This window comes from Actinoplanes sp. NPDC024001, assembly GCF_040638955.1.
GTDB lineage: Bacteria > Actinomycetota > Actinomycetes > Mycobacteriales > Micromonosporaceae > Actinoplanes.
This window is the reverse complement of record NZ_JBEZZB010000014.1, coordinates 34,508-55,523: the sequence shown is the minus strand read 5'-3', so window position 1 is coordinate 55,523 and position 21,016 is coordinate 34,508. Positions and strand designations below refer to the sequence as shown.

Annotated in this window: 24 protein-coding genes; 15 read left to right on the top strand and 9 right to left on the bottom strand. The window is 73.0% G+C overall.

Features of this window, described 5'->3' with window-relative positions:
• Positions 1-17: 17 nt before the first annotated feature.
• The 3 genes from AB0F81_RS08045 to dhaK all read right to left on the bottom strand — a co-directional run bounded on the left by AB0F81_RS08045 (position 18) and on the right by dhaK (position 3,291).
• A complete protein-coding gene (locus AB0F81_RS08045) occupies positions 18-1,589 on the bottom strand; it encodes a methyl-accepting chemotaxis protein (RefSeq protein ID WP_360192811.1) in 1,572 nt (523 codons plus the stop codon).
• 74 nt (positions 1,590-1,663) lie between these two features.
• A complete protein-coding gene (gene dhaL / locus AB0F81_RS08040) occupies positions 1,664-2,287 on the bottom strand; it encodes a dihydroxyacetone kinase subunit DhaL (protein ID WP_360192808.1) in 624 nt (207 codons plus the stop codon).
• Between the two features lie 2 nt (positions 2,288-2,289).
• On the bottom strand, positions 2,290-3,291 hold the full coding sequence (gene dhaK / locus AB0F81_RS08035; RefSeq protein ID WP_360192805.1) for a dihydroxyacetone kinase subunit DhaK: 1,002 nt from the start codon (positions 3,289-3,291) through the stop codon (positions 2,290-2,292).
• Between the two features lie 96 nt (positions 3,292-3,387).
• Here dhaK and dhaM point away from each other — a divergent pair, with 96 nt between their 5' ends.
• The gene (dhaM, locus tag AB0F81_RS08030; protein WP_360192802.1) at positions 3,388-3,774 is read left to right on the top strand and encodes a dihydroxyacetone kinase phosphoryl donor subunit DhaM; all 387 of its coding nucleotides are present in this window, start codon (positions 3,388-3,390) and stop codon (positions 3,772-3,774) included.
• Positions 3,758-4,018 (top strand): HPr family phosphocarrier protein, encoded by a 261-nt coding sequence (locus AB0F81_RS08025; protein WP_360192800.1) that lies wholly within the window; start codon positions 3,758-3,760, stop codon positions 4,016-4,018. The genes dhaM and AB0F81_RS08025 overlap by 17 nt, the downstream gene beginning before the upstream one ends.
• Here the strand turns inward: AB0F81_RS08025 and AB0F81_RS08020 are convergent.
• Together AB0F81_RS08020 and AB0F81_RS08015 are read right to left on the bottom strand one after the other, a co-directional pair.
• A complete protein-coding gene (locus tag AB0F81_RS08020) occupies positions 4,005-5,297 on the bottom strand; it encodes a caspase family protein (protein ID WP_360192797.1) in 1,293 nt (430 codons plus the stop codon). The two genes, AB0F81_RS08025 and AB0F81_RS08020, sit on opposite strands and share 14 nt — an antisense overlap.
• Before the next feature lie 4 nt (positions 5,298-5,301).
• A complete protein-coding gene (locus AB0F81_RS08015) occupies positions 5,302-5,718 on the bottom strand; it encodes a hypothetical protein (RefSeq protein WP_360192794.1) in 417 nt (138 codons plus the stop codon).
• Between the two features lie 122 nt (positions 5,719-5,840).
• On the opposite strand from AB0F81_RS08015, the gene AB0F81_RS08010 reads away from it, so the two are divergent.
• From AB0F81_RS08010 to AB0F81_RS07990, 5 genes are all read left to right on the top strand, one after another.
• Positions 5,841-7,187 carry a baseplate J/gp47 family protein gene (locus tag AB0F81_RS08010; RefSeq protein WP_360192792.1) on the top strand — a complete coding sequence of 449 codons (1,347 nt, stop codon included), beginning with the start codon at positions 5,841-5,843 and terminating at the stop codon, positions 7,185-7,187.
• A gap of 254 nt (positions 7,188-7,441) precedes the next feature.
• Positions 7,442-8,212: a hypothetical protein gene (locus AB0F81_RS08005; RefSeq protein WP_360192789.1), complete on the top strand. Its 771-nt coding sequence runs from the start codon at positions 7,442-7,444 to the stop codon at positions 8,210-8,212.
• A 45-nt stretch (positions 8,213-8,257) separates the two neighbouring features.
• A complete protein-coding gene (locus AB0F81_RS08000) occupies positions 8,258-9,799 on the top strand; it encodes a hypothetical protein (RefSeq protein ID WP_360192787.1) in 1,542 nt (513 codons plus the stop codon).
• Positions 9,800-9,838: 39 nt separating this feature from the next.
• Positions 9,839-10,477, top strand: coding sequence for a LysE family translocator (locus tag AB0F81_RS07995; RefSeq protein WP_360192784.1), 639 nt, complete (start codon positions 9,839-9,841; stop codon positions 10,475-10,477).
• A 6-nt stretch (positions 10,478-10,483) separates the two neighbouring features.
• Entirely contained in the window at positions 10,484-11,737 is a 1,254-nt protein-coding gene (locus AB0F81_RS07990) for an MFS transporter (protein WP_360192781.1), read from the top strand.
• On the opposite strand, the gene AB0F81_RS07985 is transcribed toward AB0F81_RS07990, so the two are convergent.
• Entirely contained in the window at positions 11,658-12,575 is a 918-nt protein-coding gene (locus tag AB0F81_RS07985; RefSeq protein ID WP_360192778.1) for a LysR family transcriptional regulator, read from the bottom strand. The genes AB0F81_RS07990 and AB0F81_RS07985 overlap by 80 nt on opposite strands.
• Before the next feature lie 125 nt (positions 12,576-12,700).
• Between AB0F81_RS07985 and AB0F81_RS07980 the strand changes: the two genes are divergently transcribed.
• Both AB0F81_RS07980 and AB0F81_RS07975 read left to right on the top strand, forming a co-directional pair.
• Entirely contained in the window at positions 12,701-13,060 is a 360-nt protein-coding gene (locus AB0F81_RS07980; protein ID WP_360192775.1) for a hypothetical protein, read from the top strand.
• Complete coding sequence (locus AB0F81_RS07975) at positions 13,060-13,521, top strand: SgcJ/EcaC family oxidoreductase (protein WP_360192772.1); 462 nt, start codon at positions 13,060-13,062, stop codon at positions 13,519-13,521. The genes AB0F81_RS07980 and AB0F81_RS07975 overlap by 1 nt, the downstream gene beginning before the upstream one ends.
• On the opposite strand, the gene AB0F81_RS07970 is transcribed toward AB0F81_RS07975, so the two are convergent.
• Positions 13,417-13,767, bottom strand: coding sequence for a MerR family transcriptional regulator (locus tag AB0F81_RS07970; RefSeq protein WP_360192769.1), 351 nt, complete (start codon positions 13,765-13,767; stop codon positions 13,417-13,419). The genes AB0F81_RS07975 and AB0F81_RS07970 overlap by 105 nt on opposite strands.
• Before the next feature lie 47 nt (positions 13,768-13,814).
• Here AB0F81_RS07970 and AB0F81_RS07965 point away from each other — a divergent pair, with 47 nt between their 5' ends.
• Positions 13,815-14,192: a TIGR03618 family F420-dependent PPOX class oxidoreductase gene (locus AB0F81_RS07965; protein ID WP_360192765.1), complete on the top strand. Its 378-nt coding sequence runs from the start codon at positions 13,815-13,817 to the stop codon at positions 14,190-14,192.
• 33 nt (positions 14,193-14,225) lie between these two features.
• Here the strand turns inward: AB0F81_RS07965 and AB0F81_RS07960 are convergent, their stop codons facing one another.
• Positions 14,226-14,816, bottom strand: coding sequence for a helix-turn-helix domain-containing protein (locus tag AB0F81_RS07960; RefSeq protein ID WP_360192762.1), 591 nt, complete (start codon positions 14,814-14,816; stop codon positions 14,226-14,228).
• A gap of 89 nt (positions 14,817-14,905) precedes the next feature.
• Between AB0F81_RS07960 and AB0F81_RS07955 the strand changes: the two genes are divergently transcribed.
• From AB0F81_RS07955 to AB0F81_RS07935, 5 genes are all read left to right on the top strand, one after another.
• On the top strand, positions 14,906-15,559 hold the full coding sequence (locus AB0F81_RS07955) for an NAD(P)H-dependent oxidoreductase (RefSeq protein WP_360192760.1): 654 nt from the start codon (positions 14,906-14,908) through the stop codon (positions 15,557-15,559).
• Complete coding sequence (locus tag AB0F81_RS07950) at positions 15,556-15,885, top strand: multidrug efflux SMR transporter (protein ID WP_360192758.1); 330 nt, start codon at positions 15,556-15,558, stop codon at positions 15,883-15,885. Before AB0F81_RS07955 ends, AB0F81_RS07950 begins: the two co-directional genes overlap by 4 nt.
• 88 nt (positions 15,886-15,973) lie before the next feature.
• Positions 15,974-16,960: a 2-dehydropantoate 2-reductase gene (locus AB0F81_RS07945; protein ID WP_360192755.1), complete on the top strand. Its 987-nt coding sequence runs from the start codon at positions 15,974-15,976 to the stop codon at positions 16,958-16,960.
• Between the two features lie 34 nt (positions 16,961-16,994).
• Positions 16,995-18,719 carry a glyoxylate carboligase gene (gene gcl / locus AB0F81_RS07940; protein WP_360192753.1) on the top strand — a complete coding sequence of 575 codons (1,725 nt, stop codon included), beginning with the start codon at positions 16,995-16,997 and terminating at the stop codon, positions 18,717-18,719.
• 128 nt (positions 18,720-18,847) lie between these two features.
• Positions 18,848-19,600, top strand: coding sequence for a GntR family transcriptional regulator (locus AB0F81_RS07935; RefSeq protein ID WP_360192750.1), 753 nt, complete (start codon positions 18,848-18,850; stop codon positions 19,598-19,600).
• A 37-nt stretch (positions 19,601-19,637) separates the two neighbouring features.
• Here the strand turns inward: AB0F81_RS07935 and AB0F81_RS07930 are convergent, their stop codons facing one another.
• Positions 19,638-20,999 (bottom strand): NAD-dependent succinate-semialdehyde dehydrogenase, encoded by a 1,362-nt coding sequence (locus AB0F81_RS07930; RefSeq protein WP_360192748.1) that lies wholly within the window; start codon positions 20,997-20,999, stop codon positions 19,638-19,640.
• Between the last annotated feature and the right edge of the window lie 17 nt (positions 21,000-21,016).

Sequence of the window (21,016 nt, the reverse complement as noted above, 5' to 3'; positions counted from 1 at the left end):
CAGAAGCCGTGCACCGGTCAGTAGCGGAAGCGGGAGACCACCGACTGGAGCTGCGCGGCGGTGACGGTCAGCTCCTCGGCCGCGTGCCGGGTGTCGCCGACCGTGTCGGTGGTACGGCGGGTGGCGTCGGAGACCGTGGTGATCGTGGCGGCGATGTCGCCGGCGCCGCTCGCCGCCTCGGAGAGCGTGCGGTTCATCTCCTGCGTGGTCGCGGTCTGCTCCTCCACCGCCGAGGCGATGGTCAGCTGGATGCCGTTGATCCGCTCGATGATCGTGGAGATCTCGCCGATCGCGGTGACCGCGCCGCTGGTGTCGGTCTGGATCGCCTGCACCCGCTTGGAGATGTCCTCGGTCGCCTTGGCGGTCTCCTGGGCCAGGTCCTTGACCTCTCCGGCGACCACCGCGAAGCCCTTGCCGAGCTCGCCGGCCCGGGCCGCCTCGATGGTGGCGTTGAGCGCGAGCAGGTTGGTCTGCTCGGCGATGCTCGTGATCACCTTGACCACGGTGGCGATCTCCGCGGACGAGTCGCCGAGCCGGGACACGATCGCGTTGGTCGCCTCGGCCACCTGCACCGCCTGGGCGGCGACCTCGGTCGCCTCGGAGGTCGAGACGCTGATGTCGCGGATCGCCGAGCCCATCTCCTGGGAGCCGGCCGAGACGATCTGCAGGTTGTTGGAGACCACGTCGGCCGCGGCCGCGACCGTGCCGGCCTGCGCCGACGCCTGGTTGGCCGCCTCGTCGACGGCGACCGACACCGAGCTGAGCTGGCCGGCCGCGGTCTGCAGGGTGGTGGCGTTGCCGGCCAGCAGGACGACGTCCTCGCGCAGGCGGGCGATACCCCGGTCGAGCGCGGCGGCCATCTTGCCGATCTCGTCCTGGGTGCGGACCCCGGAGGTGCGGGTCAGGTCGCCCTCGGCCAGCCCTTCGGCGAGCTTCGAGACGCTGCGCACGGTGTCGCCGACCCGGGCCGCGACCCGGAAGCCGATCACCAGGCTGAGCAGCACACCGGCGCCGAGCAGCAGACCGATCGTCCAGGTGGCCTGGCTGCCGGCCTCCTCGGCGTCGGTGATGCTCTGCTCGGCCAGCTGGACCGCCCGCGCCTTCAGCGCCGCCTGGTCCTCCTGCAGTGCCCCGCGCAGCGCGTTGTACTCCTTGAGAGCCTCGGCCAGCTGCTCCGGCGTGCCCTCGGCGGCGTTGCTCGCGCTGATGAACTTGAGGTACGCCTCCCAGTCCTTCTTCGCCTTGCTGACGGTGGCGTCACCCGGCAGGTTGGTCTCCAGGGAGGCGAGCGCGTCGCTGATCGCCTTCTGGTTCGCCGCCATGCCCTTCTGGATGCCGTCCGCCAGCGACGGGTAGAGCTTCAGGGCGGAGACGTTCGCACCGAAGGCCTCGATGTTGGTGCTGTAGGCCCCGACGGCCGACTCGATCGCCAGCGACTGCCGCTGCGCGGCCGCGCCGTCCCGGTTCAGGTCGTAAACCGTACTGATCGCCAGACCACCGACGAGCAGGCCGCTCACGGTCGCGGTCAGCGCCGCCGCACCGATCTTCGTCCGCAGGGAGCGGTCGTCGAACAACCCACTCAAACCCATCCTCTTACCTTCCTGTACGCCGTCAGCTCGCTACGGCCGCAGAATCGGCATGAATCGAGTCCGGTTGAGGAACCTCAGGAGGCGACGTCGGCGAGCGCCTGAAATATCAGCGCGGTCGAGGTGGCGCCCGGGTCCTGGTGGCCGACGCTGCGCTCGCCCAGGTAGGAGGCGCGGCCCTTGCGGGCCTGCATCGCCGTGGTCGCCCGCGCACCCTCGTCGGCGGCCCGGGCGGCCGCGGCGGCCGCCGCGGTCAGGCCGGCCCCGTCCGCCACCGCCTGCTCGAAGGCGTCCAGCGCCGGCCGGTACGCGTCCACGATCGTCTTGTCCCCCGGCTCCGCACCGCCCAGCTTGCGGACCGCCTCCAGTCCCGCGTTGAGCCCACCGGCCAGCGCCGCCAGGTCCACCTCCGTGCCCGGTGGCAGGGCCTTGCCGAGGGCACGCAGGGCGCTGCCGTAGAGCGGGCCGGACGCGCCACCGACCTTGGAGATCAGCGTGGTCCCCGCCTTGACGAAGACCGCGCCGACCCCGTCCGGCGGGGTGGCGTCGAGAGCCGCGACCACGGCGGCGAAACCCCGGTTCAGGTTGACCCCGTGGTCGCCGTCGCCGATTGCCGAGTCCAGCCGGGTGAGCCGGTCGGACTCGGCGGCGACAGCGCCGGCGCTGGCCCGCAGCCAGGCGAGAGCGAGAGCGACGTCCACGTTCACGCACCCCAGCGCAGGCCGGGGGTGCGCACCGGGGCGTCCCAGAGGCGGAGCATCTCGTCGGTCGCCCGGGTCACGGTCAGCGACATGCCGGCCATGTCGAGGCTGGTCACGTAGTTGCCGACGAGCCGGCGGGCGATTCGCACACCGCGCTCGCCGAGCACCGTGGCGACCTCGCCGTAGACCAGGTAGAGCTCCAGCAGCGGGGTGCCGCCCAGGCCGTTGACCAGCACGATCACCTGGTCGCCGGTCTCCACCGGCTTGGCCTCGAGGATCGCGTCGAGGGCGGAGCGGACCAGCTCCCCGGCCGGGCGCAGCTTCTCCCGGCGCCGGCCGGGCTCGCCGTGGATGCCGACCCCGACCTCGATCTCGTCCGCCGGCAGGTCGAAACCGGGCTGCCCGGCGGCGGGGGTGGTGCAGGCGGTCAGCGCGTACGCGAACGAGGCCGAGGCCGTGTTGACCTCACGCCCGATCGCCGCGACCTCGGCGAGCTTGCCGCCCTCCTCGGCTCGGGCGCCGGCGATCTTCTCCACCAGCAGGGTGGCGCCGGTGCCGCGGCGGCCGGCCGTCCACGTCGAGTTCTCCACCGCCACGTCGTCGTCGACCAGCACCGTCTCCACGCTGATCCCCTCGTCGGCGGCGAGCTCCGCGGCGAGCTGGAAGTTCATCACGTCACCGGTGTAGTTCTTCACCACGTGCACCACGCCGGCGCCGCCGTCGACGGCCTTGGTGGCGGCAAGGATCTGGTCCGGCACCGGGGAGGTGAAGACCTCGCCGGGACAGGCGGCGTCGAGCATCCCGGCGCCGACGAAACCACCGTGCAGCGGCTCGTGGCCGGAACCGCCGCCGGACACCAGGGCGACCTTGCCGGGGCGGGGCGCGCCGGCCCGGGTCACGAACCGCTCGGTGACGTCGACGCGCAGGTCGTCGGGATGGGCGGCGGCGAGCCCGGCGAGCGCCTCGGCCACCACGTCGGCGGGATCGTTGATGAACTTCTTCACGACCGGCTCCTTCCACGGGCGACGGTGCCCTTCGACCCCCAGCATTGTCGCGCTGAGCTGATAGGCCAAGACTTTCAGTGACTAACATCCACAGACATGGCGCTCGTGGGGATCGTGCTGGTGTCGCACAGCGAGAAACTGGCGGAGGGAGTGCGCGACCTGCTGCGGCAGGTCGCCACCGACCAGGTACGGGTGGAGCCGGCCGCCGGCACGGAGGACGGTGACCTCGGCACCTCCGCCGAGCGGATCGAGTCCGCCGTGGCCCGGGCCGACACCGGGGCGGGCGTGCTGGTCCTGGCCGACCTGGGCAGCGCGGTGCTGACCGCCCGTACCGTTCTGGAGGATCTGCCGCCCGGGCCGCTGCTGGTGGACGCGCCGTTCGTGGAGGGCGCGGTCGCCGCCGCGGTGCTCGCCTCGACCGGCGCTGATCTGCAGACCGTCGCCGACGCCGCCCGGGAGGCCCGTGATGTCCCCAAGTTCTGAGACGGCCGTGGTGCTGCCGGCGGCCCTGCACGCCCGGCCGGCCGGCGCGGTGGTGCGGGCCGCCTCCGGCTTCACCGCGACGGTCGAGATCCGGCACGGGGAGAAGTCGGCCAGCGCCCGCAGCGCGCTGCGCCTGATGGCGCTGGGCGCGGACGCCGGCGCCACGGTCACCGTGCACGCCGAGGGCGACGACGCCGCGGCCGCCGTGAGCGCGGTGGCCGAGGCCCTCGCTACGGCAACCTGACCAGCCGGCCGGTGGCGGCCCTCGCCCAGTGCGGATCGCTGTCCAGCGCCACTCGCTGATACAGCGCCCGCGCCTCGGGGACCTCGCCCGCGCGCTCCAGCACCTCACCGAACTCCATGGCGATCGCCGGGTCGGCGCTGGCCGCCACCGCGTACCGATAGCGGTCCAGGCCTTCGGCGAGCCCGCCGGGGATGGCCGTCAGCAGCGCGCCGAGCCGCTGCGCCGCCCGCGGCGACCAGCGCGGATGCCGGGCCCGCACCGCGTCACGCCAGGCCTCGGCGGCCGGCTCGGCGCGGCCGGCGGCGAGCAGGCACCGCCCCAGGTGGAACGCGGCCTCCGGCGACCAGTGCGGATGGCCCGCACCGGCCACGCGGGCGTACCCGGCGATCGCCGCCTCCCGGTCCGCCCCGGCCTCGGCCAGCGCCGCGTGCCGGAACCCGGCCAGCAGCGCCCAGTCACCGCGCCCGGTGCGGGAGATCTCCAGCAGATCGGCGAGCGCCCCGGCCGGGTCGGTGTGCCGCCGGGCGAGCGCCACCCGCAGCGCCTCGGCGTCGTCCCGCTCCGGCGCGACCCGGCTGCGGGCCAGCGGCACCTGCCCGACCAGCTGGTTCGAGCGGGTCGGCGGGTCGGGCATCCGCTCGTGCAGATAGGCGTACACGTCCTCGGAGGTGATCAGGCCGTCGCCGTCGGCGTCCCGGGCGCCGCCGCGCAACGCGTCCACCAGGTGCCCGGTGAACGGGCTGGGCAGGCCCGCGCCGGGTGCGTCGTCGCTCCACCGGTGGGGCCGGGAGCTGGTGAGCACCGCCTGGCCACGGCCCAGCCGCAGCGCCGGCAGCGAGCCGCCGCCCTTGTGCCGGTAGTTGCCGGAGTAGCAGCAGTCCAGGATCAGCACCCGGGCGGCGGCCGCGCAGTCGCGCATCTGGTGGGCCAGGTCGGCGGCGTGCAGGGTGGTCGCCCGGACCGTCTCCAACCGGGTGTCGCGCGTGCACAGGTACAGGTCGGTGGCGCCGGTCAGCCAGCCGTGCCCGCTGTAGTAGACCAGGACCTGGTCGTCGCGGCGCGCGCCGGAGAGGAACCGCTCCACCTCGGTCCGGACCACCATCGTGGTCGCCTCGGCGACCACGGTCACGTCACCCGGCTCGTGCAGGCCGTGCACCGGGTCGGTCAGCGCCTCGCGCAGAAGCTCCAGATCGGTCGGTGGGCCGAGGAGCGGGCGCAGTTCCTCCGGGTGCTCCGGAAACTGCGCGTTGCCGATGAGCAGCGCGCGGTAGCGCCGCACCGGCTCACTCCTCGGCGGACTCGAGGGCGGGCGGTTCGCTGTCGGCCGGCGCCGGGTCGCGTCCGAACACCGCGAGGGTGATGTCGCGGACCGCTTCCTGCCCGAGCCCGGTCGACGTGATGTCGTAGGTGGACCGGTCACCGTCGCGCTCGACCGTCACCTGGACCCGGCGGCTGCTGCGCTGGGTGAGCCAGTGCAGCACGATCGTCACCACCGCGCCGACCGCGCCGGACCCGCCGAGCGCGAGGACGATCTCCGAGGCGGCGCCCTTGTGGCCGTCCGACGCGGTGAACCTCTCCCGCACCTCGACGTCCTCGCCGGCGAGCGCGTCCAGCAGCGAGCGCAGGGCGGGCGGCCACTGCCAGTCCCCCGGCTCCAGCTCGCTGTCAGCGGCGACCAGCAGCACCGTCGGATCAGACAAACACCCCACCACCCACGGTCGACGAAGCGAGCACCTGCGTGTTTACATCATCCGCACGCGACGGTGGCGGATCTCGCCCGGCACCTGACAGATTCGCGACAGCCGGACCCGCGGGGGAACCGATGACAGACGGCGATCGGCGGTTTCCCGACCTGCTCCGGCAGGCTCGCGAGGAGTTCAGCCGGCGGCTGGCGGAGGCCGGCACGCCCCGGCCGCCGGAGCCCGCCGAGGACGCCGTGCTGGTCGCCGCCGCCACCATGGTGGACTCGCTGCACGCCCGGCTCTCCGGCCTGGCCGAGGCGCTGCGGCCCGGCCTGCTGGAGCTCCTCGGGCTGACCCCGGCCGGCCCGGTCGCGGCCCGCGCCGAGCTGCTCTTCCGGTTCGATCCGGCGCCGGACGCGGGTTTCGAGATCCCGGCCGGCACCGAGGTGACGACCGTCGCCGGCGAGCCCGTCTTCCGCACGCTCGCACCGGTCCGGGTGACCGGGTCCGAGGCCACCGTCCTCGCCGCGCACGGTCGCTGGGTCCGCGACGAGCCGCTGGGCGTCAGCGACGGCACGGCCGGGCAGGTCTTCCGCCTGCGCCACCCTCCGGCCGGCGTGGCGGGCGCCGAGCCGGTGGTGGAGGTGGGCACCGAGAGAGGCTGGGAGCGGTGTCCGGTTCGGATCACCGCGGCGGGCGAGGTGCGCTTCCCGGCCGAGGGCGCCGGCGCGGTGCCGCCGGAGGGCGCGATCGTGCGGGCCGGTTACTGGACCGGCGGTGGCTCGGCCGGCAACGTCGCCGCCGGCTCGCTGGGCGTGCTCCGCACGCGACTGCCCGGGGTACGGGTGACAGTCCACCATCCGGCACCGGCCGGGGGCGGGCGCGACGCCGAGTCCACGGACGACCTGTGGCGGCGGGTCCCCCGGTTGATCAGCGGACGGGACCGGGCCGTCACCGGGGCGGACTTCGAGCGGCTGGCCCGGGCGGCTCACCCGGCCGTGGCGCGGGCGCACTGCCTGCCGGAACCGGAGCGCGCCGCCGTACGCGTGCTGCTCGTGGCCGGACCACCGGCGGCCGTGAGGTCGCGGCCCACGGTGAGCGATGTGACGCCTTCGCCGGAGACGCTGGCGGCCGTGGCCGCCCGACTGGAGCCGCACCGCCCGCTCGCGGTCGGCCTGCATGTGAGCGTGCCGCTCTTCCGCCAGGTCACGGTGTCCGCAAAGGTCATCGGCCAGGGGCGGACCGGCGCCGACACGGTCCGGCAGGCGGTGGAGGATCAGCTCTACGCCTACCTCAATCCGCTGACCTGGGAGTTCGGCCGGGTGGTCGAGGCCGCCGCGATCAAGCGGCTGGTGCTGTCGGTGCCCGGGGTGTACGACCTCGAGGAGGTCCGGCTCCAGCCCGACCGGCTGGCCCTGGGGCCCGCGGCGCTGCCGATCTCCGGGAAGCACCGGGTCGAAGTGACCGGCGAATCGGGCATCGGATGAAACGTCCGTTCGGCCGACGTCCACTGTCCACCGATCATGCACTCCGTCACATGCTTGTAGCTTGAAGTCATTTTCTCGCTTCCGGGGCCTGGATTTGCGGCCCCCGGCACCCGTACGTTGACATCCGGGATCCCGATCAGCTCCATCCGCGCGGAGCACGGTTTCACCCTCCATGCCATCTGGCCTTTTCATCGCCGCAGACACTGCACACAGTGCTAGTTCTGCGTTCCGTTCGTTGCTCGGAGGCCTGCTCCATGCCCGGACCCACGTTCCACGCCATCGCGATCGTCGACATCGAAGGATTCGGCCGCCGGCCGAACCCGGTCCAGAAGGAACTGCGGACCGCGATGTACCAGGTCGTCCGCAGCGCGCTGAACGAGGCCGGCCTCGATCCGGCGGCCATCGTGCAGGAGGACCGCGGTGACGGCATCATCCTGCTCGACCCCGGGACGTCGACGCTGCGGCTGACCGGCAGATTCGTCAAGGAACTCGACGCGGCGCTGCGGCAACACGAACGGATGACGTCCGAGGTCGCCCGGATGCGCCTGCGGGTCGCGGTCCACCAGGGACTGTGCGAGCGCGACGAGGACGGGTGGATCGGCGAGGCGATCAACACGACGGCGCGGCTGGTCGACGCGGCGCCGTTGAAGGAGGCGCTGGCCAAGGCGAAGCGGGCGACGATGGCGCTGATCGTCTCCGACGAGATCCATCGCAGTGTGGTGCGGCACGAGTACCCGCACATCGACTCGTCCACCTTCGGCAAGGTCATGATCGATGCCAAGGAGCTGCGGGACGAGCCGGTCTGGATCCATGTGCCGGGGTACTCGTATCCGCCCGGTCTCGCCGAGCGGCCGGCGGAGGCCTCGCCCGTCGAGGCTCCAGGGCCACCGCCGCCGCCCGCACCACCGCCCGGGCAGAGCGGCGGCATCGCGAACCACGGGCCGGTCACCCTGAACGGCGGTGACCAGATCGCCCGCGACAAGATCGTCTACCAGGGCGTCCAGCCCCCGGCGGACCGCCGATGACGACACCGGCGGGAGGGCCCGCCCCGGCCGGTGGCTCGGCGCCTCTTGGAGACCATCCGGCAGTACGGGCTCGAGCAGCTCACCGCCGCGGACGAACAGGAGATCACCTTCGACCGGCATCTGCGCTGGTGCCGGGAGACCGCCGAGGACCTCGCCGCCGCGGAGAGGGAGGGCTGGCGGGCCCGGTTCGACGCGGTCGCCGACGACCTGCGGGCGGCCCTGAGCCGGGCCGACGGCCACCCCGGCCGCCGGGCCGACGCCCACCACCTGGCCCTGCTGCTCGCCCGCCTGGCCTTCGACCGCAACCTGATCGGCGAGTCCCAGCAGCGCTACGAGCAGGCCGCCGCCCTCGCCGACGATCCCGCCCCGGCCCTGCGGCAGGCCGCCAGTGTGGCCGCGTGCCGGATGCGCGGCGACGACGCGTACCGGCTGTGGCGGGCCGCTGCCGACGCCGCCGGCGACACGACCGCCGCGGCGCGTGACCTCGCCACCGCGACCACCACCTACTTCCGTAAGGCAGGCGCGTTCGCCCAGCTGCCGCCGCGTGACGAGCCGGCCGCCCTGCTCGCCCGGGCCCGGCAGCTGGCCGGCGACGACCCCGCCGCGCAGGCCGCGGTCGCCCTCGCCGACTGTGCCGCCGCCGGTTATGCGTTCTTCGCCGAGAAGTCCGGGGACGCCGCGTCGCGGATGAGCACCCTCGCCGAGCGCGCGGTGGACCTGGCCCGCCGCCTCGGCGATCCCCTGGCCGAGTGCGCCGCCCTCTTCGCGCTGACCGGGGCGCACCGCCGCGCGGGCGACGAGCCCGCCGCCGCGGCCACCGCCCGTACCCGGGTCGACCTGCTCGATCCCCTCCCCCTCACCCCGGACGTCGCCGACGAGCTGATCGACGCGCTCCTGATCGCCGCCGCGACCAGCATCGCCGTCGGCGATCTGGTGGCGGCCCGGCGCTGCGGCCGCCGGCTGCGCGACCTGCCGTTGCTGGCCGAGGCCGGGCACGTCGCCACGTCGCGGATCCTGATGGCCGACGCCCTCGCCGGCCACACCGCGGACGTGATCGCGGCGAGCGGCCGGTTCCTCGACGGCTGGGCGCAGGCGGGCCACCCACCGGTCCGCAACCTCGGCCCGGTGGTCGCCGCGGTCGCGATGGTCCACGACCTGCGCGGCGACCGAACCGCCCGCGACGACTGGCTGGCCGTCCTCGACCGGCTCGGCGTCACCGCCGAGGACCGGTCCGGCTACAGCCCCGCCTTCGAGGCCATCGCCCTGCTGCACCACGGGCAGCCGGCGCTCGCCCTGGAGCGGCTGGACGCCCCGGGCGCGTGGCGTACCGGGATCCTGATGCACTGGCACGTCGCCCTGCGGGTGGAAGCCGCCGTGCTGTCCGGCCATCCCAAGGCCGCCGACCTGCTGGCCGAAGCCCGCCCGGCGGCCGCCGGAAACCGCATCGCCGGCGCGCTCCTGGACCGTGCCGCCGCGCTGCTCGACGACGACCGGGAAGGCGTTCGGGCCACCGCCGGCGCGTTCGAGGCCGCGGGCTGCCCCTATCAGCAGACCCGGACGCTGCTGCTCGTCCCGGCATCTGAGTAATCCGGCGACACGCGAGGACCGGCCGGGCACCATGCGGCCATGGACCTCGCTCTGCTCGCCGCGTTCGTGATCGCGGTCTTCCTGCTCAGCGTCGCGCCCGGCCCCGACATGCTGTTCATCGTGGCCAACGCGGGCGTCGGCGGCCGCCGGGCGGGCGTCGTCGCCGCGGCCGGGATGTCGACCGGTCTGGCCGGGCACACGGTGGCCGCCGCGGCCGGGCTCACCGCGCTGATCGCGGCGGCGCCGGAGGCACTGACGGTCATCCGGGTGCTCGGCGCCGTGTTCCTCGTCCACCTCGCCGTCAGCTCGTGGCGCGCCGGCCGCAGCGCCGGCCCCGCCGCCACCACGCCGGCCGTGCCACGCCGGTCGCTGCGCAAGGTCTATGCGATGGCGACCCTCACCAACCTGGCGAACCCGAAGATCGTGCTGTTCTACCTGGCGTTCCTGCCGCAGTTCCTGACCACCGGCGCCGACGCGTGGCCGGTCTGGGCGCAGCTGCTGACGCTCGGCGCGGTGTTCATCGCCGTCGGGTTCCCGGTCGACGCCACGATCGGCCTGACCGCCGGCGGTCTGGCCGAGCGGCTGCTGCACCGCCCGTCGGTGCGCCGCCGGCTCGATCAGGTCTGCGCGGTGATCTTCGGCGGTCTCGCGGTCCGGCTGCTGGTCGACACCCGCTGACCGCCGATGGCCCAGCGTCCCGCCCCGTCCCGAGCCCTTCCGCTGCCGGCTCTCGGTGCTCTGCTCGCCCTGGCCACGTCCGCGTTCTGCTATGTCGCGACCGAGACCCTGCCGATCGGCCTGCTGTCGCTGATCGCCGACGACCTCGACGTGTCGCTCGCGTCCACGGGCCTGCTGGTCACCGGCTATGCGGTGACGGTCGCGGTGGTCACGTTCCCGTTGACGTACGCGACTCGGCGGGTCCCGCGCCGACGGCTGATGGCGACGCTGCTGGGCGTTCTGGTGGTGGCGACGCTGGCCTCCGCGGCTGCCCGCGACTACAGCGTCCTGCTGGCCGCCCGCGTCGTGGTCGCGCTGAGCCAGGCGCTGTTCTGGGCCGTGGTGAGCCCGACCGTCGCGGCCATGTTCGACCTGCGCATCCGCGGCCGGGTCGGCTCGGTGGTCTTCGCCGGCGCCGCCCTGGGCCCGATGCTCGGCGTCCCGGCGGGCACCTGGATCGGCCAGCACTTCGGCTGGCGCGCGGCGTTCCTCGCGCTGGCCGGCATGGCGCTGGTCGCCTTCGCCGCCCTGCTGCTGCTCATGCCGGACGTGGTGGTCGACGAGACCCACGCCGCCACCGGGACCAGCCCGGACGCCCGCCGATACGCCATCGTGGTCACCGCCACGACGCTGTCGGTGGCCGGGCTCTACACGTCCTTCACCTACACCGAGGTGTTCCTGACCGAGGCGGCCGGCTTCACCGCCGCCGCGCTCGGGCCGCTGCTGCTGGTGCGCGGCGTGGTCGACTTCGCCGGGATCGCGGCCGGCGGCGCCGGCACCGACCGGTGGCAGCGCGGCACGCTGATCGGCTCGGTGGTGATCCTGGCGCTCGCCCTGCTCGGCATGTTCGCCGCCACCGGCTCGAAGCTCGCGACAACGCTGCTGCTGGCCGCCACCGGGTTCGGCCTCGGCGCGCTCACCCCGGCCCTGCAGAACCGGGTCATGGAGGTCGCGCCGGGCAGCACCGACCTGGCGTCGGCGGGCAACTCGGTCGCCTTCAACGTGGGCATCGCGGCGGGTTCGCTGCTCGGGGCGGGGGTGCTCGGCGGCGCCGGGGCCCGGGAGACCGCGCTGGTCGGTGGCCTGCTGGTGGTGGCGGCCCTGGCGGTGCTGCTGGCCGAGCCACTGGTCGCGGGCCGGCTCAGACCGGGCGGTGCGGGTCCTCCGGCGACAGCCACACGTGCGGATCGTCGAGAAACAGGCGGTCCACCGTACGCGTGAGGGCCTCGAAAAGCGCGACCACCACCGGCCGCGGCTCGCCGCGGCGCGCAACCAGAGACCAGGTCCAGTAGGGCGCCGGGTCGTGGATGGGGCGAGCGACCAGGTCGGCCGGCACCGGCGTGGTCTGGCTCTTGGGGTTGTTGACCACCGGGCGGCGCAGCCGCCGCACGTGATCGAAAAACGCCTCGCCGGTGACCCCGCCCTCGGAGACGCGCAGCGCGGTGGCGCCGGTCTGCTCGGCCATCGCCAGCGCCCAGCGGTTCCACGACGACCAGCTCGTCTCGTCCGCGTCGATCAGCACCGTCGTCTCCGCCGCCCGCACCGGCCCCGCGCCCGGGCCGGCGCTGATCGCGAAGAGCCGGTCGGCGCCGAGCAGGCGCGCCTCCAGCTCGTCGTCGGCGAGCGTCTGCACGGGCACCCAGCAGATCGCCAGGTCGATGCTGCCGTCGGCGACCCGGGCCGCCTGCGCGTGCGACGGCAGCACCCAGGCGTCCACCAGCAGTTGGGCGGTGCCGGCGGCCCGCTGCTCGAGGTCCGGCGGCCGCCAGTTGACGTAGCCGAGCCGGACCGGCGCGGTGCCGGACAGGCCGGCGGCGGTGCGCCGCAGGTCGTCGGCCTGCTCCAGCAGCGCCTTCGTGCGGGGCAGCAGGAGCGTGCCGGCCGGGGTGAGCGCGACCGTCCGCCGGTCCCGGTCGAACAGCCGGGTGCCGAGATCCCGCTCCAGCGCCTTGATCTGCTGCGACAGCGACGGCCCGGCGATCCGCAGCCGCTCGGCGGCCCGGGCGAAGCTCAGCTCCTCGGCCACCGCGACGAAGTAGCGCAGCTGGCGTAGCTCCATCCGCCGAGCATAGGTGCCTGATAGGCGCAGCCTCCCAGGCGGGAGGAAGCCGGTCGTGCCGACCGGCCGGCCCGCGGCGCACGCTCGCCCCAGACAGCTTTCCGACCCACCGCAGGGAGCCAGCCATGTCCAAGGTCGCCGTCGTCACCGGAGCCTCGCAGGGAATCGGCGCCGCCACCGTCGCCGCCTACCGCAAACTGGGCTATCTGGTGGTCGCCAACTCGCGCCGGATCACCCCGCCGGACGATCCGGGGGTGCTGGCGGTCCCCGGCGACATCGCGGATCCGGCGGTCGGCGCGCGGGTGATCGAGGCCGGACTGAACGAGTACGCGACGCGCGGCATCCGGTTCAACGCGGTGTCGCCGGGCGTCATCCGTACCCCGATGCACCCGGCCGAGACCCACGAGTTCCTGGCCGGCCTGCACCCGATGGCCCGCCTCGGCGAGATCCTGCACGTCGACGGCGGACAGAGCGCGGGGCACTGATGACCACATCAGAGGTGGCCGCGCTGCGCGGCCCGCTGGACGCGTGGCGTTCGGCCATCGATCGGTACGCACCCGAGGACGTGGCCGCCGTCTTCACCGAGGACGCCGTGTTCCAGGGGTTGCGTCCCTACACCGTGGGCCGGCCCGGGGTGGCCGCCTACTACGCGAGCCAGCCGCCCGAGATGACGGTGAGCTACCGCATCCTGGAGAGTCGCCGGCTCGCCCCGGACGTGGTGCTCGGCTGGGTCGCGGCTGACTTCAGCTTCCCGGGTCTGGACCGGGCCCCGGTGCTGGTGAACCTGACCGTGGTGGTGCGCCGGGACGGCGACGCGTGGCGGATCGCCCACTACCACGTGTCACCGCGGATCGCCGAGGACCGCCTCCAGCAGCCGGCGGGACTCCTCGAGCTCCCCGATCGTGGCGGTGATCCGGCGCCACTCGGCGGTCAGGTCGGCCCGTAGTCGCGGGCAGGTCGGGGCGAGTGTGCTGCCGTCCGCGGCGACGCACGGCAGCACACTCGCGATGACGCCGGTCGACAGTCCCGCGGCCAGCAGGAAGCGGATCCGGCGCACCGTCTCCACGTCGGACTCCGCATAGACCCGGTAACCGCTCGGCAGCCGGCTCGGGAGCAGCAAACCCTGCTCCTCGTAGTAGCGCAGCAGCCGCTCACTCACCCCGGTCCGCCGGCTCAGCTCACCGATGCGCATGATTCTCCCTTGACTCTCACATCGATGTGAGACTTTAGCGTGCTCGCATGACAGAGGACGTGGAAGAACTGTTGGCCGGCGCCCGGCACGCGGTGGTCGGCGTGAACCGGGCGTCGGGGCCGCCGCAACTCACCGTCGTCTGGTTCCTCTGGGACGGCGAGGCGTTCCGTTTCAGCACGACGCGCTCCCGGGCGAAATACCTGAACCTGAAGCGCGACCCGTCCCTGTCGCTGCTCGTCGACGACTTCGACAAGAAGTTCTACGTGGTCGCCTACGGCCGGGCCCGCCTGATCGAGGAGAGCCACGACGAGCTGGCCCGCCCGCTGCTGGAGAAGTACCTGCCGGAGCGGGCCGCCGCCCCGCAGTGGTCCGCCGACCGCGTGATGGTCGAGCTGCGCCCGGAGCGTCTGCTGACCGGCAGGTAGCGGGCCGGCAGGCCCACGGCGGCCTCCGCCGGCTCAGGGCAGCAGGCTCCGCGCGATGCGAGACAGGCCCGCGGTGATCTGCTCCGGGCTCAGGCCACGCTGGTGGCGCTGGTAGTCGTAGACCTCCGGCGCGACGGGGGCGAGCAGCAGGTCGGTCAGGGCGTCCACCTCGGGCGCTCCGGCCTCGGCCAGCAGGGCCCGCACGTGCGCCTGCCAGAAGCCGTAGGCGCCGGTCGTGAACCGCGCCCGGCCGATCTCGGCGCCGAGGGCGAGGTGACCGTGGCGCTCCAGGAGCCCGACCATCGCCGCATAGAACGCGGCCATCCGTTCGTACGGCGGCGCGCCGGGACCCAGGGGCGGCTCCCCGCGGATCAGCCGGTCCTGCACCTGCCGTTCGTGCTCATCGAGCAGGGCCACCGCGATGGAGGCGACGTCGGGGTACCGGCGGTAGAGGGTGCCCCGGCCGACTCCGGCGGCGCGGGCGATCTCCTCCATCGTGACCGGGCGCCGCCGGCTGAACAGCTCCTCGGCGGCGGCGAGCACGCGGGTCCGGTTGCGTGCGGCGTCCGCGCGCTCCTTCGGCGGCCCGCCGCCCGGGCCCACCAGGTTCTCCTCCGCCACCATCCCGCCAGCCTAACAAGTGGACACGGCGTCCGCTTGTGCTACGGTCGGCGCATAGGTGGACACCGTGTCCACTTATCCGGGGAGGAAAGATGCCGACACTGCTGCACGTCGACTCCAGCGCGCGGCGCGACTCGTTCTCACGCCGCCTGGGGCGGGCGTTCACCGACGCGTGGCGGGAGGCGGCTCCCGACGGGACCGTGATCCACCGCGATCTCGCCGCGAGACCGGTGCCGCCGATCGGCGAGGCCTGGACCGAGATCTGTGACCACCTGCTGCTCCACGGGATCACCGAGATCGACCGCTACCCGGAAGCGGTCCGCACGCCGGGACAGGAGGCGGCGTGGGCGACCGTCCAGCCGCTGCTCGACGAGGTCGTGGCCGCCGACGTGGTGCTGATCGGGGCGCCGATGTACAACTTCTCCGTCCCGGCCGCGCTGAAGGCGTGGCTCGACCAGATCACCTTCCCCAGGATGTCGCTGCGGGGCCGGCGTTTCGTCGTCGTGGGCGCCCGCGGCGGCTCCTACGCGCCGGGCACGCCCCGCGCGCCCTTCGACCACCACGAACGCTACCTACGGGACTTCTTCAGCGGGCACTTCGCCGTCGACGACCCGGTCTTCGTCAACGCCGAGCTGGTCAACTCCCTGGTCGACGCCCAGCTGGGGCACCTGCGGGGCAAGCACGACGAGTCCGTCGCCGACGCTCTGCACGCGGCACGTGCGCTCGGCAAAGGACTCGCCCGATGAACTGGGTGCTGCTCCTGCTCGCCGGAGTGGTCGAGGTGGCCTGGTCGCAGAGCATCAAACCGACGGCGAACTTCACCAGGCCGTGGCCGAGCCTGCTGTGCTTCCTGCTCGCGGCCACCGCCGTCTACCTGCTGTCCACCGCGATGAACACGATTCCCGTCGGCACCGCCTATGCCGTGTTCACCGGCATCGGCGCGGTCGGAGCCGTTACCCTCGGCGTCCTCGTGAACCGCGACCCGGTGACCGCCGGCCGGGCCATCGCGCTCGCGCTCATCCTGGGCGGTGTGGTCCTCGCCTACGCCACCGAGCCGGCACCCCAGCACTGATCACGCCCACTCCTTGTCAGCCATTCTCAGATTGCATACTGTACTCCCCATAACGCATACAGGATCGCGTGCGAGAAGGGGGTAGCCCATGCGAGTCGCGGTGCTCGGAGCCGGAGCTATCGGCGCCTATGTCGGCGCCGCACTGTGCCGGTCCGGAGTGGACGTGCATCTGATCGCCCGCGGGGCGCACCTGGCCGCGCTGCGGGCACACGGGGTCCGGGTCCTCAGCCCCCGCGGTGACTTCTCCGCACATCCGCACGCCACCGACGATCCGGCGCAGATCGGACCGGTGGACTACGTCTTCCTCGGCCTCAAGGCACATTCGTACGCCTCGGCGGGCCCGCTGCTCGCTCCCCTGCTCGGCCCCGACACCGCCCTCGTCGCCGGGCAGAACGGCATCCCGTGGTGGTACTTCCACAAGCTCCCCGGGCCGTACGAGGGCCACCGGATCGAAGCGGTGGACCCGAACGGCGAGACCTCGGCGGTGATGGCGCCGGAGCGGGCGATCGGCTGCGTGGTGTACCCGGCGACCGTCATCAAGTCACCCGGGGTGATCCAGCACCTGGAGGGCACCCGGTTCTCCATCGGCGAACCGGACGGGACGGTGTCGCAGCGCTGTCTCCAGTTCAGCGAGGCGATGATCGCCGGCGGCCTGAAGTGCCCGGTCGAGCCGCGGCTGCGCGACGACATCTGGATCAAGCTGATGGGCAACGCCTCGCTCAACCCGATCAGCGCGCTCACCCGGGCCACCATGGTCGAGATCTGCGAGAGCGCGGGCACCCGGCGGGTGGTCGAGCAGATGATGGAGGAGACGCTCGACATCGCCGCCCGGGTGGGCAGCACGCCGGAGATCTCCATCCAGAAACGGCTCGACGGCGCTCAGCGGGTCGGCCACCACAAGACCTCGATGCTGCAGGACCTCGAGGCCGGCAAGCCGCTGGAACTCGACGCCGTCGTCGCGGCCGTGGTGGAGATGGCCGACATCACCGGTGCGCCGGCGCCGACGCTGCGGACCATCTACGCCGCGACCGATCTGCTGGCCAGGACGATGGCCCGGCGGCCGAACGCGGCCTGAGCCCGACCCCTACCCCTTCCTCGGAGGTTGCCTCATGGCCAAGATTCCCTGTATGGACGCGGTCGTCTCAGTGCTGGCGTCGGAGGGCGTGGACATCGCGTTCGGCTGTCCGGGCGCCGCCATCCTCCCGCTCTACGCCGCGCTGCGCCGCAGCGACATCAGGCACCTGATCGTCCGGCACGAGGAGGGCGCCACCCACATGGCGGACGGCTGGGCCCGCACCAACGGCCGGGTCGGCGTGGCCATCGGCACGTCCGGGCCGGCCGGCACCAACATGATCACGGGGTTGTACACCGCCCAGGCCGACTCGATCCCGATGGTCTGCATCACCGGTCAGGCGCCCACCACCAAGCTGCACCAGGAGGCGTTCCAGGCGGTCGACATCGTCGAGATCGCCAAGCCGGTGACGAAGTGGGCGGTGCAGGTCAAGGAGGCCGCCCAGGCGCCGTGGATCTTCCGGGAGGCGTTCCGCGTCGCGCGGTCCGGCCGGCCCGGCCCGGTGCTGATCGACCTGCCGATCGACGTGGCACGCCAGGAGATCGAGTGGGACGCCGCGATCGACGCGCCGCTGCCGGTGCCCCGCGTCGAGCCGCACCCGCCCCGGGTGGAGCGGGCCCTCGACATGCTGCTGGCCGCCGAGCGCCCGTTGATCCTGGCCGGTGGCGGGGTGATCATCGGCGAGGCCACCGGCCTGCTGCGCGAGGTCGCCGAGACCCTGGACATCCCGGTCCAGGTGACGCTGATGGGCAAGGGCGCGCTGCCGGAGGATCACGATCTGTTCGCCGGGATGACCGGCATCCAGACCACCCAGCGGTGGGGCAACGCCTCGTTCCTGGAGTCCGACCTGGTCCTCGCGGTCGGCGCCCGCTTCGGCGACCGGCACACCGGCGACCTGGAGACCTACCGCGGCAGCCGGAAGTTCATCCACGTCGACATCGAGCCGACCCAGCTCGGCAAGGTGTTCGGCCCGGACCTCGGCGTGGTGTCGGACGCCGGGCCGTTCCTCGCGGCGCTGCTCGACGCGGCGCGGCAGCGGGGCGTGCGGCGCGACCGCAGCGGATGGATCGCGCAGGTTCGCGGGCTGCGCGAGACGCTGCTGCGCCGCGACGACTTCGACACCGCCCCGATCAAGGCGCCCCGGGTGTTCCGGGAGATCAACGCGTTCTTCGACCCGGACACCTACTTCGTCACCGCCATCGGCCTCTACCAGATCTGGTCCGGGCAGTTCCAGAAGGTGTTCAAGCCCCGGCACTACCAGGTCTGCGGTCAGGCCGGCCCGCTCGGCTGGGAGATACCGGCGGCGATCGGGGTCAAGTCCGCCCGGCCCGACGCCGAGGTGGTGGGCGTGGTCGGCGACTACTCGTTCCAGTTCCTGGTCGAGGAGCTCGCCGTCGCCGCGCAGTACGACATCCCCTTCGTACTGATCATGTTGAACAACGAGTACCTCGGGCTGATCCGTCAGGCCGAGATCGGCTACGACATGAACTACGAGGTCGACATCCACTACGACACGTACGGCTCGGACAACGTCAAGATCATGGAGGCGTACGGCTGTTCCGGGCGCCGGGTGTTCCAGCCGGACGAGATCGCCGACGCGCTGGCCTGGGCCAGCAAGGAGGCGAGGCGCACCAGCCGGCCGGTGCTGGTCGAGGTGATGATCGAGCGCGAGGCGAACACCGCGCACGGCCTCTCCATCGCCCACGTCAACGAGTTCGAGCCCGCACCGGACGTCGAGTACCGGGACCCGGTCTCCGGCTGACCGGCGGGAGGAACACCACGAGGGTGGGCGGCTGAGCCGCCCACCCTCGTGGCACCGCGCTCAGTGATTGCATCTCGGCGACTGTATGCTATAGCCCAGTTCATCGCTTCTCGCAGCGGAGGTAGTTCATGACCGATCGGAGAGGCGGGATCTCTTCAGCCGGCGCGCGACGGTCACTCGGCGCGACCCGCGGCGAGCCACGGGCCGCGCGGCAGCCTCTGGAACGGCCCGCCCCACTGCGCCAGGCGGTCTACGACGCCCTCGCCGAGATGATCATCAATCGTGAGCTGCAGCCCGGTGAGCACCTCGTCGAGAACGAGCTGGCCGCCCATCTCGGCGTGAGCCGGCAGCCGGTCCGGGAGGCCTTGCAGAGGCTGCACAACGAGGGATGGGTCGACCTGCGCCCCGCCCTCGGCGCCTTCGTGCACGTGCCCACCGAGGAGGAGGCCGACCAGCTCCTCGCCACCCGCACGCTGCTCGAGACGGAGTCCGCGCGGCTGGCCGCCAAGCACGCCACGCCCGAGCAGATCGAGCAGCTCAGGGAGCTGCAGCGTGCCGGGGAGCAGGCGCTCAGCGAGGACAGCCAGGTGGCCCTGGTCGACGCGAACGCGGCCCTGCACGCGTTCCTGGTCGAGATGTCCGGCAACAAGGTCCTCGCCCAGCTGATCGCGATGGTGGACCGCCGGGTGCGGTGGTACTACTCGCCGATCGCCCGCTCCCGCGGCCGCGAGGCGTGGGACGAGCACGCGGCGCTGATCGACGTGATCGCCAGCGGGAACAGCCGGCGGGCCGGCGAGATCATGCGCCGGCACACCGAACGCACCCGCGAGTCCTACCACCAGCGGCGCAAGGAAGCCGGCGAGCAGGAGACCCTGGGCTGACCGGCCGGGCCCCCGGCGGGCCCGGCCGGATCATCGCCTAGAGGCGGATGGACTTCTTGTTCATGAACTCCTCGATGCCGGCCGGGCCGAGTTCCCGGCCCATCCCGGAGCGTTTGATCCCGCCGAACGGCAGGTCGGCCTGCGACCCGCCGGCGCTGTTCAGATAGACCATGCCGGACTCGATCTGCCCGGCGACGCGGCGCAACCGGTCCGGGTCCGTGCCCCACACGCTGGCGCCGAGCCCGAACGGCGAGTCGTTCGCGATCGCGATCGCCTCCTGCTCGGTCTCCGCGCGGAAGACCAGCACGACGGGGCCGAAGACCTCCTCGTAATAGACGTCCATGTCCGGGGTCACGTCGGTGAGCACCGTGGCCTCGACATAGGCGCCGGGCCCGTCGACCCGGCGCCCGCCGGTGCGCAGCGTCGCGCCCTGCCGGACCGCCTTCTCGATCTGACCGGCCACCTCGTCGGCCGCCGCGGCCGACGCCAGCGGCGGCAGCTTGGTCGCGGGATCCGCGGGATCGCCCGGGACGAACGTCTCGGCCACATACCGGGTCAGCCGCTCGACGAACTCCTCGTAGACGTCGGCGAGCACGATCATCCGCTTCGGCGCGTTGCACGACTGGCCGCAGTTGCGCATCCGGGCGGTCGCGGTGGCCTTCACCGTCTGCTCCAGATCGTCGGTGTCCAGCACGATCAGCGGGTCGGAGCCGCCGAGCTCCAGGACCGCCTTCTTCAGGTTCTTCCCGGCCTCGGCAGCGACCGAGATGCCGGCCCGCTCGCTGCCGGTCAGGGAGACTCCCTGGATGCGGGGATCCGCCAGCATCGACGGGATCTGCGCGCTGGAGGCGAAGATGTTCACGTACGCGTCCTCGGGCACCCCGGCCTCGTGCAGGATCCGCTCGATCGCGACCGCCGACCGCGGGCAGATCGAGGCGTGCTTCAGCAGGATCGTGTTGCCGAGCACCAGGTTCGGCGCCACGAACCTGGCGACCTGGTAACAGGGGAAGTTCCACGGCATGATGCCGAGCAGCGGCCCGATCGGGTTCTTGGTGATGACGGCCCCGCCGCCGCTGATCTCCAGCGGCTCGTCGGCCAGCAGCGCGGCGGCGTTGCCGGCGTAGTACCGGAAGATGTCGACGACCACGCCGATCTCGCCGCGGCCCTCGTTGATCCGCTTGCCCATCTCCTGGGTCATCGTCGCCGCCAGCTCGTCGGCGCGGGCGGCGAACAGGTCCGCCGCCCGCGACACGATCGCGGCCCGCTCGGCGACCGGCCGGCGCCGCCACGACAGGTATCCGCGGTGGACGCGATCGATGGCTTCCCGGATCTCCTCCTCGGTCGCGTTCTCGATCTTCTCGACCAGTTCACCCGTCGCGGGATTGGTCACTGTGTACATGGCTCTGAGCCTCCGTC

Excerpts from the sequence above, each read along its gene's own strand:
- dhaM (WP_360192802.1), top strand. The coding sequence starts at position 3,388 with ATGGCGCTCGTGGGGATCGTGCTGGTGTCGCACAGCGAGAAACTGGCG.
- AB0F81_RS07995 (WP_360192784.1), top strand. The coding sequence starts at position 9,839 with ATGGACCTCGCTCTGCTCGCCGCGTTCGTGATCGCGGTCTTCCTGCTC.
- AB0F81_RS08025 (WP_360192800.1), top strand. The coding sequence starts at position 3,758 with ATGTCCCCAAGTTCTGAGACGGCCGTGGTGCTGCCGGCGGCCCTGCAC.
- AB0F81_RS07930 (WP_360192748.1), bottom strand. The coding sequence starts at position 20,999 with ATGTACACAGTGACCAATCCCGCGACGGGTGAACTGGTCGAGAAGATC.
- AB0F81_RS07950 (WP_360192758.1), top strand. The coding sequence starts at position 15,556 with ATGAACTGGGTGCTGCTCCTGCTCGCCGGAGTGGTCGAGGTGGCCTGG.
- gcl (WP_360192753.1), top strand. The coding sequence starts at position 16,995 with ATGGCCAAGATTCCCTGTATGGACGCGGTCGTCTCAGTGCTGGCGTCG.
- AB0F81_RS07955 (WP_360192760.1), top strand. The coding sequence starts at position 14,906 with ATGCCGACACTGCTGCACGTCGACTCCAGCGCGCGGCGCGACTCGTTC.
- AB0F81_RS07980 (WP_360192775.1), top strand. The coding sequence starts at position 12,701 with ATGTCCAAGGTCGCCGTCGTCACCGGAGCCTCGCAGGGAATCGGCGCC.
- AB0F81_RS07935 (WP_360192750.1), top strand. The coding sequence starts at position 18,848 with ATGACCGATCGGAGAGGCGGGATCTCTTCAGCCGGCGCGCGACGGTCA.
- AB0F81_RS07985 (WP_360192778.1), bottom strand. The coding sequence starts at position 12,575 with ATGGAGCTACGCCAGCTGCGCTACTTCGTCGCGGTGGCCGAGGAGCTG.
- AB0F81_RS07990 (WP_360192781.1), top strand. The coding sequence starts at position 10,484 with ATGGCCCAGCGTCCCGCCCCGTCCCGAGCCCTTCCGCTGCCGGCTCTC.
- AB0F81_RS08045 (WP_360192811.1), bottom strand. The coding sequence starts at position 1,589 with ATGGGTTTGAGTGGGTTGTTCGACGACCGCTCCCTGCGGACGAAGATC.
- AB0F81_RS08010 (WP_360192792.1), top strand. The coding sequence starts at position 5,841 with ATGACAGACGGCGATCGGCGGTTTCCCGACCTGCTCCGGCAGGCTCGC.
- AB0F81_RS07960 (WP_360192762.1), bottom strand. The coding sequence starts at position 14,816 with ATGGTGGCGGAGGAGAACCTGGTGGGCCCGGGCGGCGGGCCGCCGAAG.
- AB0F81_RS07945 (WP_360192755.1), top strand. The coding sequence starts at position 15,974 with ATGCGAGTCGCGGTGCTCGGAGCCGGAGCTATCGGCGCCTATGTCGGC.
- AB0F81_RS07970 (WP_360192769.1), bottom strand. The coding sequence starts at position 13,767 with ATGCGCATCGGTGAGCTGAGCCGGCGGACCGGGGTGAGTGAGCGGCTG.
- AB0F81_RS08005 (WP_360192789.1), top strand. The coding sequence starts at position 7,442 with ATGCCCGGACCCACGTTCCACGCCATCGCGATCGTCGACATCGAAGGA.
- AB0F81_RS07975 (WP_360192772.1), top strand. The coding sequence starts at position 13,060 with ATGACCACATCAGAGGTGGCCGCGCTGCGCGGCCCGCTGGACGCGTGG.
- AB0F81_RS07965 (WP_360192765.1), top strand. The coding sequence starts at position 13,815 with ATGACAGAGGACGTGGAAGAACTGTTGGCCGGCGCCCGGCACGCGGTG.